This window comes from Nonomuraea sediminis, from assembly GCF_018531495.1.
GTDB lineage: Bacteria > Actinomycetota > Actinomycetes > Streptosporangiales > Streptosporangiaceae > Nonomuraea > Nonomuraea sediminis.
Map to the genome: position 1 here is coordinate 1 of NZ_JAHDTI010000010.1, position 14,150 is coordinate 14,150.

Annotated in this window: 15 protein-coding genes and 1 pseudogene; 5 read left to right on the forward strand and 11 right to left on the reverse strand. The window is 66.6% G+C overall.

What is annotated here, in order from left to right:
* Window positions 1-568 precede the first annotated feature (568 nt).
* Window positions 569-843, forward strand: a pseudogene (locus KIK09_RS58195) (integrase core domain-containing protein); the annotation flags it as partial.
* 74 nt (window positions 844-917) lie between these two features.
* Here the strand turns inward: KIK09_RS58195 and KIK09_RS34580 are convergent.
* The 3 genes from KIK09_RS34580 to KIK09_RS34590 form a co-directional block, all read right to left on the reverse strand.
* Complete coding sequence (locus KIK09_RS34580) at window positions 918-1,580, reverse strand: hypothetical protein (RefSeq protein ID WP_214323646.1); 663 nt, start codon at window positions 1,578-1,580, stop codon at window positions 918-920.
* Window positions 1,581-1,640: 60 nt separating this feature from the next.
* Window positions 1,641-1,787 carry a hypothetical protein gene (locus tag KIK09_RS34585; protein WP_214323647.1) on the reverse strand — a complete coding sequence of 49 codons (147 nt, stop codon included), beginning with the start codon at window positions 1,785-1,787 and terminating at the stop codon, window positions 1,641-1,643.
* Window positions 1,788-1,948: 161 nt separating this feature from the next.
* A complete protein-coding gene (locus KIK09_RS34590; RefSeq protein ID WP_214323648.1) occupies window positions 1,949-4,036 on the reverse strand; it encodes a hypothetical protein in 2,088 nt (695 codons plus the stop codon).
* A gap of 179 nt (window positions 4,037-4,215) precedes the next feature.
* On the opposite strand from KIK09_RS34590, the gene KIK09_RS34595 reads away from it, so the two are divergent.
* The 3 genes from KIK09_RS34595 to KIK09_RS34605 all read left to right on the forward strand — a co-directional run bounded on the left by KIK09_RS34595 (window position 4,216) and on the right by KIK09_RS34605 (window position 5,869).
* A complete protein-coding gene (locus KIK09_RS34595; RefSeq protein WP_214323649.1) occupies window positions 4,216-4,458 on the forward strand; it encodes a hypothetical protein in 243 nt (80 codons plus the stop codon).
* Window positions 4,459-4,711: 253 nt separating this feature from the next.
* On the forward strand, window positions 4,712-4,972 hold the full coding sequence (locus KIK09_RS34600) for a hypothetical protein (RefSeq protein WP_214323650.1): 261 nt from the start codon (window positions 4,712-4,714) through the stop codon (window positions 4,970-4,972).
* Window positions 4,973-5,356: 384 nt separating this feature from the next.
* Window positions 5,357-5,869: a hypothetical protein gene (locus KIK09_RS34605; RefSeq protein ID WP_214323651.1), complete on the forward strand. Its 513-nt coding sequence runs from the start codon at window positions 5,357-5,359 to the stop codon at window positions 5,867-5,869.
* Between the two features lie 187 nt (window positions 5,870-6,056).
* Here KIK09_RS34605 and KIK09_RS34610 read toward each other — a convergent pair whose 3' ends face one another.
* The 6 genes from KIK09_RS34610 to KIK09_RS34635 form a co-directional block, all read right to left on the reverse strand.
* Window positions 6,057-7,523: an MDR family MFS transporter gene (locus KIK09_RS34610; protein ID WP_214323652.1), complete on the reverse strand. Its 1,467-nt coding sequence runs from the start codon at window positions 7,521-7,523 to the stop codon at window positions 6,057-6,059.
* A 128-nt stretch (window positions 7,524-7,651) separates the two neighbouring features.
* Window positions 7,652-8,302: an LUD domain-containing protein gene (locus tag KIK09_RS34615; RefSeq protein ID WP_214323653.1), complete on the reverse strand. Its 651-nt coding sequence runs from the start codon at window positions 8,300-8,302 to the stop codon at window positions 7,652-7,654.
* A 57-nt stretch (window positions 8,303-8,359) separates the two neighbouring features.
* Complete coding sequence (locus KIK09_RS34620) at window positions 8,360-8,713, reverse strand: DoxX family protein (RefSeq protein WP_214323654.1); 354 nt, start codon at window positions 8,711-8,713, stop codon at window positions 8,360-8,362.
* Between the two features lie 818 nt (window positions 8,714-9,531).
* Window positions 9,532-10,032, reverse strand: coding sequence for a MarR family winged helix-turn-helix transcriptional regulator (locus KIK09_RS34625; protein WP_214323655.1), 501 nt, complete (start codon window positions 10,030-10,032; stop codon window positions 9,532-9,534).
* An 84-nt stretch (window positions 10,033-10,116) separates the two neighbouring features.
* The gene (locus tag KIK09_RS34630; RefSeq protein ID WP_214323656.1) at window positions 10,117-10,647 is read right to left on the reverse strand and encodes a DUF4158 domain-containing protein; all 531 of its coding nucleotides are present in this window, start codon (window positions 10,645-10,647) and stop codon (window positions 10,117-10,119) included.
* Between the two features lie 318 nt (window positions 10,648-10,965).
* A complete protein-coding gene (locus KIK09_RS34635; protein WP_214323657.1) occupies window positions 10,966-11,622 on the reverse strand; it encodes a TetR/AcrR family transcriptional regulator in 657 nt (218 codons plus the stop codon).
* A gap of 154 nt (window positions 11,623-11,776) precedes the next feature.
* On the opposite strand from KIK09_RS34635, the gene KIK09_RS34640 reads away from it, so the two are divergent.
* Window positions 11,777-12,706 (forward strand): Rossmann-fold NAD(P)-binding domain-containing protein, encoded by a 930-nt coding sequence (locus tag KIK09_RS34640; protein ID WP_214323658.1) that lies wholly within the window; start codon window positions 11,777-11,779, stop codon window positions 12,704-12,706.
* A gap of 135 nt (window positions 12,707-12,841) precedes the next feature.
* Here the strand turns inward: KIK09_RS34640 and KIK09_RS34645 are convergent, their stop codons facing one another.
* Together KIK09_RS34645 and KIK09_RS34650 are read right to left on the reverse strand one after the other, a co-directional pair.
* Window positions 12,842-13,285, reverse strand: a complete 444-nt coding sequence (locus tag KIK09_RS34645) for a Rossmann-fold NAD(P)-binding domain-containing protein (RefSeq protein WP_214323659.1) — start codon at window positions 13,283-13,285, stop codon at window positions 12,842-12,844.
* A 50-nt stretch (window positions 13,286-13,335) separates the two neighbouring features.
* Window positions 13,336-14,061 (reverse strand): TetR/AcrR family transcriptional regulator, encoded by a 726-nt coding sequence (locus KIK09_RS34650; protein WP_214323660.1) that lies wholly within the window; start codon window positions 14,059-14,061, stop codon window positions 13,336-13,338.
* Window positions 14,062-14,150: the final 89 nt, after the last annotated feature.

Below are 14,150 nucleotides of genomic sequence, written 5' to 3' on the forward strand. Positions count from 1 at the left end.
GGCGGAGGACTGAGGCCGCCGTCCGGGGGGCGAGCACCGTCGAACCACCTGAGCCAGCTCGGCACAAGAGCCCGACCAGGCTCTGGGTAAGCATCACGAGTCCGACAGCCGCTTGGTGCAGAGAAGGTCGACGACGTGGGCCGCCGCGCCGGGACCTTTGCCGGTTTTGGAAATCCTGGGTCAGATACGCCAGTGACGCCTCGAACCAGTTGGCCGGCGCGTTGCCGCGCTGTCGGGCGTCGCAGTAGCCCGGGGCGGCCTCACGCAGCAGGTCCACGCTCAGTGGCGAGCGCGGCGCCTACGTCCTGATGGACCGCGACAGAGCCGTCATCCATGGCGGGTGGCCGATCACCGGAACGGACGTGCAGACTTACGACCTTCGCTCGGGCACCGCGCTCGTCCTGGCCGCGCTGGCGGCCGAGGGCAAGACATCGATCTCCATGGGTTACGTGAACCCTTCTCATCTGACAGCGGTCATCGTGCCCGATGGTGCATGCGACAGGATGCTGGTGCCGTGGCGCTTCCTTGCTTCCTGCCCCTCAATCCGATCCATGGGGCGCAGTAAACCTCCGCCGAGTCCGCCAAGGCATGCGCCGAACTCGGCGTGCGCCAGTCGATGGGCGCCCTCGGCACCTCCGACAACAGCGCCGAGGAGGCCTTCAACACCACCCTCAAACGCGAGACCCTCCAAGGCGCCAAGCGCTGGTCCCAGCGCGTGAGGCCCGCCTGGCGTTCTTCACATGGATCACCCGCTACAACACTCGCATAAGGCATTCCACCCTCGATTACCTCAGCCCGATCGACTACGAGCAGACCGCCGATAGAGTGCTGCACGCCGCATGACAGCCGGTGTCCACGCTTCAGGGCAAACCCCCACAGGCCTGATGCCAGTCGCAGGCCGCAGGTGTACTGGACGATCAGGAGTAGTCGTCTTCGTCGTACTGCTCCAGGTGGAGTAGCGTGCGAATCTTTCCCACCGCCGGTTTCCCGTCGTGGCGGGCGGCGTTCAGCACCTCCTCGATGAGCGCGTCGCGGGCACGGGCACGCGCGGCCAGGAGCCAGTGCCGTTGCGCCTTGAGCGATTCGGCCTTGAGCTGCCCCACCAGCCCGCGCAGCGCCCTGGGCCAGGCGGTGTCGGTCAAATGCCGGACCTGCGTCCCGTTCGCGGCGGCGACCTGCGCTGCTCGGCGGCGTAGCACCGCGACAGGCTGGCCGCCGTTGATCGCCTGCTCGAGTCGCTCGAGCGCGATATTGTACGGCCGCACGATGCCCAGATAACGCCGGGCCGACTGATCGACGGTCAGCGGCAGCGGGCTCGACGTCGCCCGCGGCGAAGGAGTTACGGTCTCCACCCGCGGCTCGGGGCTCGCGGCCATGGACGAAGGGAGCGCGAGCGCGACCGGCGGTGCCGTGTCGACGTGGTCGCTCGAGCACCCGGCGACCATGGTGGCGACCACCAATATTCCTGCAAGGATGCGCACAAGTCCGCAATTGATCCACTCAGCCGTCGGCATGTCAAGATGCTGAACCGCCCGCCGGGAGCCATTGCGCCTGCCGATAATGCCATCCGTGCAGGTCATGATTCCTTCTGGCGCGCGCCCGCTTCGGCTCTTGAAGGGCACCGAATCGCGGCCAAATGATCACTTGTGCTCTTCCGCCTGGCCTACCTGACCGTCACGAACGTCTTTGCCGCTGTCCTTGCCGATAATGTCATCCGTGCAGGTCATCCGGCTTGCCTTGCTCCTGGAACTTCCGGCAGCGAGCTGATCAACACCCAGATCGAACACCTAGGGGCAATGCCCTACCGGCGCGCTCCTAACCGTTCTCCCATGTCAAGCCTCTATCCGCACCCCTAGCAGAACGTTCATCTGTCGAATCCGAGCCCGCGCCCGACAACCAGTTTCCAGCGATCATTGTCCGCGAACACGGAGCGGGTACAGCTTCGCAGTCATTGCCGAGACAGGGTCCGGGTGATGCCGGTTGCGATGGTGGTGACCAGCACCCATCCCGTGATGACGAGGCCGTAGGCGACCCATTGGCTGCCGCCGATGGGTTGGAAAGCTTTCTCCTGGCCGAAATCGATCAGCGGGACCAATAGGTCCAACGTATAGACGACGGCGTTGAATACGGGCCCCTTGCCGGGCTCGGCGCGGGGTGGGCTATTCAGGGCGAACACGGCTGTGCCAGCGACGAGCAGCGTGAGGAACCACGTCGCGGCGCGGACCGGACGGTAGCCGTACCCGACCGTTAAATCCTGGAGCAGTCCCCAGGCGCGTGCATAGGGCGGCAGCTTGGCGCGTCGCCGCCGCTGCTTCGCCAGCAACACCGTGCGGGCGTCGGCGTCGTCACCCAGCCGCCGGTAGGTGGCGGCAAGCTGCTCGTACGGCTGCGGCACATACCTGCCCCCGTCGTTTCTCAGCCAGGCGAGCCGCTCTGCCGCGGGCAGCATCGGGTCCAAGGCGTCATATGTGAGGCCGTCCAGACGATGCCGAGACCACGTGGCAGGATCGTCACGGAGCACGCCGATGCGAGCGTGCCGCAGGTCGACCTGCCCCTCGGGCACCTGCTTGGGGCGCAGGTACAACTCCCGGGCCTCCAACTGCCAGGCAGCCAACGCCCGGCCAGCAGGCGCGGACAAGGTGGCGCCAGCGAGATAGAGACGTCGGCCAATGCGGGCGCCGATCAAGACCAACTCACCCGCAGTCGTGAAGGCGCCCCCGCACGTCATGCCCCCATCGACCGTCAGACCGCCAGCCGCCAGCGCCACACCACCTGGATTGTCCAACCGAGCGCCCTCGAAGTCGGCGGACTTGCCCACGTGCGCGTCCACCAACCGGACCTCGCCCTGGGCCCGGAAACCACCGGCACACCGCAACTCGCCGCCGATGGCCGCCCTACCGACATCGAGGGCGACAAAGTCCGCAAGACGATCGGATCCGGCATCAGAAGCATTGCCGGGGGTGGCCCCATGAAGCCTCGCTCCTGTCATGTCCAGCGATCCGGCTATGCGGGCCTGGGAGAGGTACACCCGTCCACGGGTGTGAAGTCTGCGCGCCTCGACGGTGCCCTCAACCTGCAATTCCTCCGCGTAGAGCGCATCACCGTCGGGGTGAGTCAGGCGGGCTCCGTTCAGGCTGAGCTCCCGGTCGATCCGCGAGTCGGCCAGCCGTACTGTCCCGGTCGCGGTGAACCCTCCACCCAGGTACAGTCCGCCCTCAGCGGTAATCCGCGAGCCGCGAAAGGCCATCTGGCCGGGGTGATCGATGGTGGTTCCGGTGAAGCTGAACGAGCCGACGACACGGGCGTTGCGCACGCTGACCATCCCGCTGACCGTCATCCTCCGGCAGAACACGCTCCCGTCGGCGACCAGCCCGTCCAGAGTCAGGGCCCTTCCGCCTGAATCGGCCAGGCACGCATCATCCATGATCACGGTACCGCGTGCGTTGACGTTGGCCAACCGCACCTGACCTGCAGTGCTTAGCCTGATCGCGGAAATCCCCCGCCCCGCGTGTAACCCGTCACAATCGATCGCCAAGCCGGGAACGGAAGTCCGCACGTCGGTCAGCGTGAGGTTTCCCGCGAGCTGGGTCCCGCGCAGTTCCACCAGGCCGGTGAAGACGCACTGCTCCAATCGCAGATGCCCGTCGATCTGAGCGTTGGAAGCAGACAGCCCCGGCAGGTGGGAGCCCTTGAAACTCAGCTGCGGACATCGCGCCCAGGACAGCCCAGGGACCTGCTCGAAGAAGCACGACAGCAATCGCACCGAACGACGGACGGTGGAATATGCCACGTTCAATCGCTCGGTGATCCGGGCGCCCTTGATCCGGATGGCGGGGACCCGATGCGACAGGTGCGCCTCCTCGCTCATCAGCAGGGCGGCGATCACTCTGGCGCGAACTGTCCGCTCCGCTCCCCAGCCCGCTCCAGAGGCCGGATGGTCTTCCTCCGGCTTTCCGGTCGTAAAATCCACTTCCTCCCCTCGCGGAAACGCCTCCCACACCCGACGCTCCGCCTCGGTCAGCTCCTCAACACGCACGGCATCCCCCTCGCACGAACGGTCCCCCTTTCATCGCTCAGAGCAAGGGAGGGGTTACCGTCGTCGGCAAACCTGCGGATGCCGAAAGTTCATCCGTGCAGGCCAGAGCACTGGCCGGTGACCACGCTTTCGCATCGTGGAGTCGTGTGGCCTCCACCGCCGCGGCATCATGATCTGTCGTGCTGCGTCTGGTCTACCTCACCGTGACGACCATCTTCGCGCTCCTGCGGCTGCTGCCGGGAGGTGATCGTGACAAAGAGATCGAAATGCTGGTGCTGCGGCACCAACTGACAGTCCTGCAGCGGCAGGCGGCCAAGCCCGCCTTCACTCCCGGCGACCGCTTCGTACTCGCCGGGCTGCTCGGCCACTTGTCGAGCGACAGACTGCGCCACTCCGCGCTGCTGTTACGCCCGGAGACCTGAAACCGAGCCCGGCTTGTTCACTCAGCCGTGACGACAGACCGAGCGGCGACCCATCGACCAGCAGACCTCATCCAACCGCAACGGCGAAAAGGGCGTCAGCTCACGTAACGCACTCTCAAAGTCCACGACATCGACCCCTCGCCCGAACGGCGGCACACCACATGGGTCGATTTCCTGCCCAGCCAGGCGGACGCACTTCCAGCGTGCGACTTTTTCGAGGTCCGCACCCTGACCGGGGGCACCGCTGTACGTCATGGCCGTCATCGAGCATGCGACCCGCCGGGCGCGGGGTCTTGGTGCCACCGCGCACACCGGCCAGTGGGTTGTCCAGCTCGGCCGCAACCTCGTCATGGACCTGCAGGAAGTGGGCAACGCGGCCAAGTTACTCATCCATGACCGCGACGCCTTCGACGCCGTGCTAGCCGACGCCGGACTTCGCGGTCATCAGGACCGCGTGCGGACACCCCGGACGGACGCGATCATGGAGCGGTGGATCCAGACCCTGCCGGCGTGAACTGCTCGACCGCACCTTGATCTGGAACCAGCGCCACCTCCTCCATGCCCTGCGCGAGTTCGAGACGTTCTACAACAATCACCGGCCACACCGGGCCCTCCAGCAAGCCGCTCCCCTCCGACCGCTACCCGACCCGAGCGCCTGCGTACAGCTCAGATCACCCGGCTCGACGTCCGCCGACATGATCGACTCAGTGGTGTCCTCAGAGAGGACACGCATGCCGCTTGACCTGGATGAATGAATTTTCGGCACCCGCAGAGCTCGACGCGCTGCTCCACACGGGCGCCTAGCCCATGCACGTCAGAAGCGGGGAACAGAATGGCTCAAAGTGATCTAAAGCTGGCCGCGAAGCTGTAAGGATGCGTGAACCCGGAGGGAGCCACCATGGTCATGTCCGAAAAGAGCCATAGACAACTGACGGCCAAGGCTGAGTTACTCATACAGCCTGGCGAGCGCATCGTGCACACCCTCTACGCCAAGGCGGGGACGGTGCCGATCAAGAAGAACCTGGCGTCGATCGCCGCCTCTGTCGCGGTCGGGGCGATGGTTACCGCGGTCACCGGCGGCACGGGGATGGTCATGGTGAATATGTTCGACAAAGCTCGCGTGTATATCGCCGTAACCGACCGCAGCTTGCTGATCTTCGCGGGCAGACGGAACAGGTCCGGGCCGGGTGACCTAGTAGCGCACGTGCCCCGCGAGGTCGTTACCGCGACCGTGCTCAGCAACCGCGTGGCATACAAGCTGCGGCTTGATTTCGCGGGATCCGACCAGGCGCTCCGCTTGACCTTCGCCCCGCTGCCCCGCGGTCTGAAGGACACCGGACGCTACCTCGCCGCATTGCTGCAACAACCGACCTCCACCGGCGAATCCGAATCCCGTCGACGCAGGGAGTGAGAGGTCGGGAAGCGGACGTCGCAGCCGGACTGCATGGCCGGTGAGGCCTGGGAGGAACGACGGCTCCCTTGAGGTTGATCAGCACGAGTTGAAGCCAGCCCCGTTGCCTTGAACCGTGGGTCAGGGAGGCAGCCGCCGCGGCGGGCAGCGGAGGTGATCCGTGGACGGGTTCGATTCTTCTCGAGTACTACGTGGATCCCTCCTGGTGGGCGGCCTTTGCTACGTGCGGCGGCCGCATGCTGGCGATGGCGTCGCTGTCGCGCACGCGCAGGGAGATGAGGAATCCGAGCACTGCGAGGCCGGCGGTGGTGAGGAAGATGTCGTGGTAGGCGGCGAAGAGCGCCTCCTGCCTGCTGGCGAAATCGGCGGCGCGGGAGCCGAGGTCTGCGAGCCTGGACTCGGTTCGCGTGGTGAGCAAGGTGGCGGCCATGGCGACCCCGGCGGCGCTCGCGACCTGACGTGTGGTGGAGAACACCGATGATGCTTGCGCCGTCGCCTCGAGGGTGATCGTGGCGAAGGTGGCGGCTTGCAGCGAGATGATGGTGAGTGCCATGCCCGCGCCCATGGCCAGGAGCGGCAGCCGGAGCGCCCACAGACTCGTGTCCGGGCCAACCAGGATCAGCGACACCAGGGCGATGGCGATGACGGCGAATCCGGTCGCGAGCAGGCGGCGGGGACCGAGCCGCGGATACAGGCGTCCCGCCAGCGGGAGGGCCGCCATCATGCCCAGCGCCTGGAACATCGTGACCAGGCCGGAGCCTGTCGCGTCGACGCCCATCTGGTACTGCAGAAGCAGTGGCACGACGAACAAGGCGCCCATCAGCGCCCCAGACGCCGGGAGCATCAGCAGGTTGCCGGTCCGGAACAGGCGGTCCTTCAGCAGACGCAGATCGATCATCGGCTCTGCGCGGCTCAGCTCGATCGCCGTGAACGCGGCCGCCAGTGCGAGGCCGGCTCCCAGCGGTACCAGCACGGCCGGGCCTGTCCACCCCTCTCTGGCGCCACCGTCGAGTCCGAGCAGCAGCAACGCGAGCGCGGAGCCGCCGGACAGGAACCCGGCGATGTCGAAGCGGCCAGGGTGGTCGGCGCGTTCCTCGCGAAGGGCCACCATCGCGAACAGGAGACCGAGCACGCCGATTGGCACCTTGATGAAGAAGATCCACCGCCAGCTGATGTTGTCGACCATCCATCCGCCGAGCACCGGGCCGAGGGCAGGGGCGAGGGTGGTCGGTATGGACAGCACCGCTGACGCCTTGGCCCGCTCGGAAGGCGGGAAGGCACGAAACAGCATTGCGGTGCCGACCGGGGTGAGCAGGCCGCCGCCGACGCCCTGGACGATCCTGGCCGCGATCAGCTCGCCGAGAGAGCCGGCGAGGCCGCCCCAGACCGAGGCTGCGGTGAAGACCGCGAGCGCGAACAGGAACGTGCGCTTGGTTCCGAACCGGTCGGCGACCCATCCCGAGGCGGGGATGAACACTGCCATGCTGACCAGGTAGCCGGTGACCAGCCACTGCAGTGACTCGGTCCCGGCACCGAAGTGGCGGCCGAGCGCGGGCAGCGCGGTGTTCAGGACCGTCATGTCGAGGATCTCCATGAACAGGCCGAACACGAACGCGGTGGCGACCAGCCACTTGTAGGGCACCCGTCTCAGCATGGTGTGGCTCCTGTCTGCCCGCCGACCGAGGGTCTGCCGCCGGACGGCCGGGCCAGGAAGACGTCGGTGGTGAGCACGTCGTTGGGGGCAAGGCCGGTCATGCGGTCCTCACCCGAGTGCAGGGGTGATCAGAACCCGATGGGCTCGCGGATGAGGACTACGGTGCCGCGGCCGGGGAACATCTCCTTGTCGATGATGAGGATCTTGGAGAGCAGGGCGGGGGTGCCGTAGGCTTCCCGGGCCCGGGCGTCCTCGCGCGGATAGGCGTACGTCTCGATACGCCGCAGCGCCGTGTCGAGGTCGGGCACGATCTTCTGGGCGCCGACGACCCAGATGGCCTGGCCAGCGCCGAAGCTGTAGGGGCCCAGTTGGCTTCCGCTGCCTGATGCGGTCAGCAGCCGCCCGTCCTCGGTCACCGCGTGCACGCTGCCGACGACGACATCGGGGGCGGCGCCGAGGACGCGCATCTCGTCGAATCGCCCTTCCTCGCGCAGACGCATGAGCGTGGGACGTAGCGTGTCGAACCTGCCGGACGCGTTGATGTCGTCGTCCAGCCCCGACAGTCGCAGCGTCTCGCTGGCGGCGGTGAAGATGCTCTTGTCCGTGGGCAGCAGCCGGTTGACGACAGTGCGGGCCTCGGCCGCGGTGTCGACGACCTCGACATCGTGGCCCTTCTCCCGCAGGGCCGAGGCGGTCCGCTGGAGCTGTGTCTCGGTCGCGGGCTGTTCGAAGCGGGTGTCGATGTCGAGGCCGGTTTCGGTGTTGGCGGTTGAGGTCATCACAAGTCCTTGATCGGTGTTGCGTGTAGGTGGTCGGGCTCGGTTGCCGGGCTTCGCTCAGAGAGCGGCCAGCGCCAGCGCGGCCGTGATCGCGCTGAGCACCAGCAGAACCGCCGATCCGGCGGTGTTCTTGGCGGTGTCGCGGGCCTTGATGTGGGTGGCGACGGCGCCTGCCATCAGCAGCGCCAGGCCGATCGCTGCGGCGACCCCGAGGGCTCCGATCCACAGCCCGACGATCAGGCCGACGGCTCCGAGTGCTTCGAGCGCGCCGATGACGTGCATGAACCCGGCCGATACCCCGAGGTTGTGGAGCTGGGCGGCCATGGCGTCCTTGCCGGAGAGCTTCGGGAAGGACGCTCCAGCAAAGGCGAGTGCCAGCAGCACGGACAGGACCGCGGTGGCGATGAACATGGGCGGAACCCTCTCACGATTTGTTTCAGTGACTGAACTATGTTGTAGCTGAAATTATTTCTGGACGCAAAACGGGGATCCACCCAGGTGGCCTCCACGGCGCGAGGAAGGCCGCAGGAGCGGGGGCAGCGAGGCGCCCCTACACCGCAGGCGTTGTCCGCGCCGGCGGAGAGAACGTCGTGCGCGTGAGAGGCGCCGACAAGGAGGTCACCGGGAGCAGCCGGCGCTCGACCAACGCGCATCGCATGATCCGGTGCGCGAGGAGGCAACGCTCGCCGAGGGTGAGTCTCGGCGAGCGCACGGTGATGACACCTCCAGCCGGAGTGCTTCCGGGGCCAGCCGGGGATGTGCGGTCACCTGAGGACCGTCGACGGATATGCCGCCCGGCAGGCGGCATATCCGGCCGACCGGGATCGGCGAGCCCGGGGTGTTCTCCGGGGCGCGGAGCTGGTCGTACGGCAGCGCTCAGTAACGGATGTGGAAGCTCAGCCGCCGAAGACTTCCGGGACCAGGCCAGCCTCGGAAGCTGCCGACCTGCCGGAACGCTGCTAATTGCCAATCATCGGCCGCTGAGAGCAAGCGCCCCGCACCGCGGCAGCCGGGCAGGAAGGATGAGGCCCATGGCGAGGTCGTCGATGATCAGGATGTGGTTAAGGCGTGAATTCCGGGATGGCGATCAGAGTGGAGGAGGCCATGCCGCCGCCCCGGACGGCAGCTCCGGAATGGGAAGGCCACCACCGCTTGAGCGGCCCTCGTTTGGTCATGATCGCCTATCAGCGGCGGTACGGCCTTGCCTGGCACACGGAAGTCCCCAGGACCTATGACGGAACCGGAGAGCAGGAGCCGTCACCCGCCGCAGCCGGAAACCGGCGCAAGGCCCGGTGCTCGTCGCCCGATTGGGCCATACGGAGCATCGCGAGCAGACCGGCCCGCTGCTCGGCGTCAAGCGCCGAGATGATCGGCGCCCCCTCGAACAGACGCTTCAGCAGGCGCCCTCTGAGCTCCTGCCCGGCCTCCGTGAGGACGAGCCGCTTGGCCCTGCGGTCGTCCGGATCCGGCTCCCTGCGCAGGAGGCCACCAGCTTCGAGTGAGTCGGCGATCGCGGTGACATGCGAAGGCTCACAATGCAGGTGACCGGCCATCGTCCCCATGCGCTGAGGCTCCTGCAACTGAATCACCGTGTGAGCCTGTGGCACAGTGAGCCCAACAGCAGCGGCGACCTGATCAAAATGCGCCCGCAAAGCCGCATCCGCGGCGAACAGCCGCTCCACGATCTCCTGGCCCTCCGGATCTGGCCAGTCGATGCGTATCTCCGCCATGGTCCCCACACCCCCGGGCATTACTTCGGTGAATGAACTATTCTACGGCGACGCGCGTCGGGTTCAGGCACGCACGGCGAGAGATCACGTGGGCTTCCTCGGCTTCGGCGCGCCCGCCACGACCGCTCCCTGCACGACCTCATCACCGTGGTCGGCGGCCTTCGCAACCGCGACATCGGCGGCACCAGCGTGCATGAGCAGCTCGGCACCACCGCTGACCGAGTTCATCCGCGAACTCATCGTCGCCGGCGCCCTGCGGGCCACCGCTCGGACTCCGGCGGAGTCGTAGTCCACGCCCAGGCGGGCTCGCACGAAACTACGGTGCCGCTTGGCTGACCGCTCCGCCGCCTCGGCAAGCATCACATCGTCCGGTAGGCCGAGGACACAGCGGATGTGCTGAGTCACCGTGACCGGCACATCCTCCAGCTTCGGGAAGTAGCCCAGCCGCTGGTATGCCTTCAACCACACCAGCAGCGCTAGAAGATGCTGGTCGTCTTGGCTCTTGCCGCGGGCCCACTCAACCTCATCGGCCGTGGGGGTGAACACCTCGGCGAGCTCCCGCACCCCGATGGCTCGCGCGAACCTCGGGTAGGCCGTCCGATCGATCGACGCCACCCGAACCTCCGGAAACCGTCACCAACCGGCCTGAATGCTCCAGATCCTAGTGTCGGTGATCAAGCTCGCGGCCCGTTTCTGCCGTATTCCGGTGGCACCCGATCGAGATCAGGCGGGATCTTGTTGTTTCAAGGAGAGCGTCCTGGTTTGGGGCTGCGGAGCAGGTGTCCGGGAAGGCCCAGGTGATGTCAGCCTCGTCGCCACGATCGGATCTGTTACAACTTGTGAGTGTCGGCGGTGCTTGCGCAGCGCGTGCGGCCGACCCGAATGCGTTCGCGGGCGACCATGACGACGCCGTCCCGGCTGGCGCCACCTGGTTCATAGTCCGTGGTGAAGACCGCAAAGGTCTGCCATCAGGCCCATCTGGTGGTCGAAGTATTCCCGTCGGGCTTGGATGGTCGTCTCCAGTCGGCCGAAGACTTCGAAGCTGATCAAGCCGAACAGGTGCGTCCATCCGGCGAACGCTCGGCTGAGCAGCTCCTCGGAGATGTCGGCGGAGTGTTGGTCGATCAGCTGTTGAAGGTCTCTGCGGACCAGTTCGGGCACCGGAGCGGACGGTGGAAGGGTTTGGCCCTGGGCGGCGCCCTCGGCGGCGATTTCGACGAGCAGGAGGATCACGGCGGAGGCGGGGGCCACCGTGTCCTGTGGTGCGGCGTATCCGGGCACCGGGCCGCCGTAAAGCAGGCTGTACTCGGCTGGATGGTCGAGTGCCCATTGGCGGACGGCGTGGCTTACGGCCAGGAAGCGCTTGCGCGGACGTGCCGATGGCGCCTGTGCCGCGGCCCGCCGCGCCGCCTCACCGAGCGCCTGGTAGCTCTCGGTGATCAGTGCGGTCAGCAGTTGATCCCGGCTGGAGAAGTATCGGTAGAGCGCCGACGGGACGATGTCGAGATCGCTGGCCACCCCGCGCAGCGACAGGTTGGCACCGTCGGCAGCCAGCCGTCGGCGGGCGGCCGCCTTGATCTCCTCGATCATTTCCGACCGGACCCGGGCGCGCAGTGACGGTGCAGGCATATCCCAAGTCTGCCACAGTCGAGAACAGAATTCTCCATAGAGAATGCTGTTCTTGACTTGGATCGGCGTGCTCTCTACAGTGCGAGAGAACACTGTTCTCTCAATGGAGTGCCCTATGACTTCGCACGTTGTCCTGGGAGCCGGACCGATCGGCTCCACCACCGCGCTGATACTGGCTGAGCAGGGCGAGCAGGTACGCCTGATAACGCTCAACGGAGGCGGCCCCGACCACCCTGGCATCGAGCGGGTTCAGGCCGAGGCATCCGACCCGGCCGTACTGACACCCTTGACCGCCGACGCCAGCGCGCTCTACCAGTGCGCCGGCCCGCCCTACCATCTCTGGACGACCGAGTTCCCCCCGCTGATCGAGAGTGCCATACGTGCCGCCGAGGCAAGCGGCGCCGTCCTGGTCAGCGTTGGGAACCTCTACGGCTACGGCCTGGTAAGCGGTCCGATGACCGAGGATCTGCCCGCACGCCCCAATTCCGAAAAAGGCCGCGTCCGAGCCGGACTATGGGCCGAGCAACTCGCCGCACACCAGGCCGGACGGATCCGCACAGCCGAGGTCCGCGGGTCGGACTACCTTGGAGCCCGCGCCTCAACGCCCTTCACCATGATGGTCCTGCCCGCCCTTCTACGTGGCCGGCGCGCCCTTGTTCCCGCCGACATAGACGCCCCCCACAGCTGGACCTACACCGGCGATGTGGCCCGCACCCTGATCGACGTCGCGGCCGACGAATCCAGCTGGGGCCGCCCCTGGCACGTTCCGACCCCGCCGCCTGTTTCCATTCGTGAACTGGCTGAAATGGCGGCAACCGTGGCCGGCACGCCCAAAGCACGAATCAGCCCTATGCCGAACACTCTGCTAAGGGCGGTAGGCCTGTTCAACGTCGCGGCCCGACAGCTCCCCGAAATGCGCTACCAGTTCGACCACCCCTTCGTGCTGGACTCCAGCGCAGCGCAGAAGGCATTCGGCCGCAGACCCACCTCGACCACAGACGCACTCCGCGAAACCATCTCCGCATTGCAGAACAACGCCCAGTAGGCCGCGTCCAGTCGGCGAGGCAGTGGGTCAGAGGTCTGTGCCTGCCGGCTGTTCTACCGGCCGAATCCGGATCCAGTCGGCGGGCAGGACATCCACCTTGAGTGCTGCACCTGCCGAAAACCCCGTCCACGCAGTTCAAGCGGCATGTGAGTATTCGTGGAGGACGCCGCTGAGCCGGTCTCCTCGGCGTACATCCAGGTCGACGATTCTGGCTGGATCGATGATCGGATCCGGGACGGCGCGTAGTGGAGCCGCCTGGTCCAGGGCTTGATGGGCTCGGTACTGGTTGGAGAACTCCGCATACTCGGCGTTCGTTCCAGGGCAGCCAAGGTGAACCCATGAGCCACCATGAGTCGATCTTGTGTTGAGTTTGGGCTGCTCGGAGCCGCTGCCTGGCTGGTGATCGTCTTCCTGGTACGGCCCGCGCGATCCAAGCGGGTGATCTTGCTGGTTCGGGTGGGTGGCGGCTGGTGACGCGTCACGGCGGGACGGGGTGACCACGTACCAGCCGTCGCGGACGCGTTCGGCGACGACACCCGAGAGCCTGCCGGTTCCACCGACGACCAGCGCGCGCCTCATGATGCGATTTGTGATCGTCTCGGCACCATGTGGCCACCGCACGCCGCAGGTCAACCGGATGCGGGCCGCAGATTGTTCATGAGCAGGCCGAGGGCGAACTCGAAGCGGTCGTGTCCGGTGCCGGAGATCAGCTCGGCGGCATGGCGTCGAGTCTGCGGGAACTTCTCGTCAGGCAGTCCGGTGAAGCGGTCTAGCAACTCCTCGTCGCTGAGCACCCATTCCTGATCCTGATGCTGGCGCCGTTGCTGGACCAGCGACTGCTCCAGTGCATAGGCGCTGACATAGCGGGACAGCGCGTCGCGGGCCCATCCGGCCGTCCTCGGTTCGATGCCGCCCGCGAGCAGGATCGCCAGGATTCCTTCGCCGACCCGCAGCGTTTCCAGGTTGGTCGACACCATGGCCAGCGCGGCGCGCGAGACTCCGGGGTATTTCAGGTACAGGTCGCGGATCTGCGTGTACACCCCGAGCAACTGCTCGCGCCAGGCAGCCGGGTCCGGTTCGGGGAGCACGATCTCGGCGTAGAGCCTGCCGATCAGCAGATCGTCGATGTCGTCCTTGTTGACGATGTGCGCGTACAGCGACGACGGGCCGGCGCCGAGCATGGCGGCGACCCGGCGGATGGTCAGCGCGTCATACCCCTCGGTGGCGACGACTTCCAGGGCGGCGTCGGTGATCCGTTCGACGTTGATCGGCTTCTTGCGTGGTGCCGACGTGGCAGCCTCCGCTGCGGGTTGGGCGTGGCGAGCTGCGCGGCGTTGGCGGGGATCGGCGGACATGCCAACCACCATAACTTGACACGATCTAAGTTCGTTGGGGTAGAACTTAGATCGTCAGAACGAACTAAGTTCGCATCGATGTCCTGGAG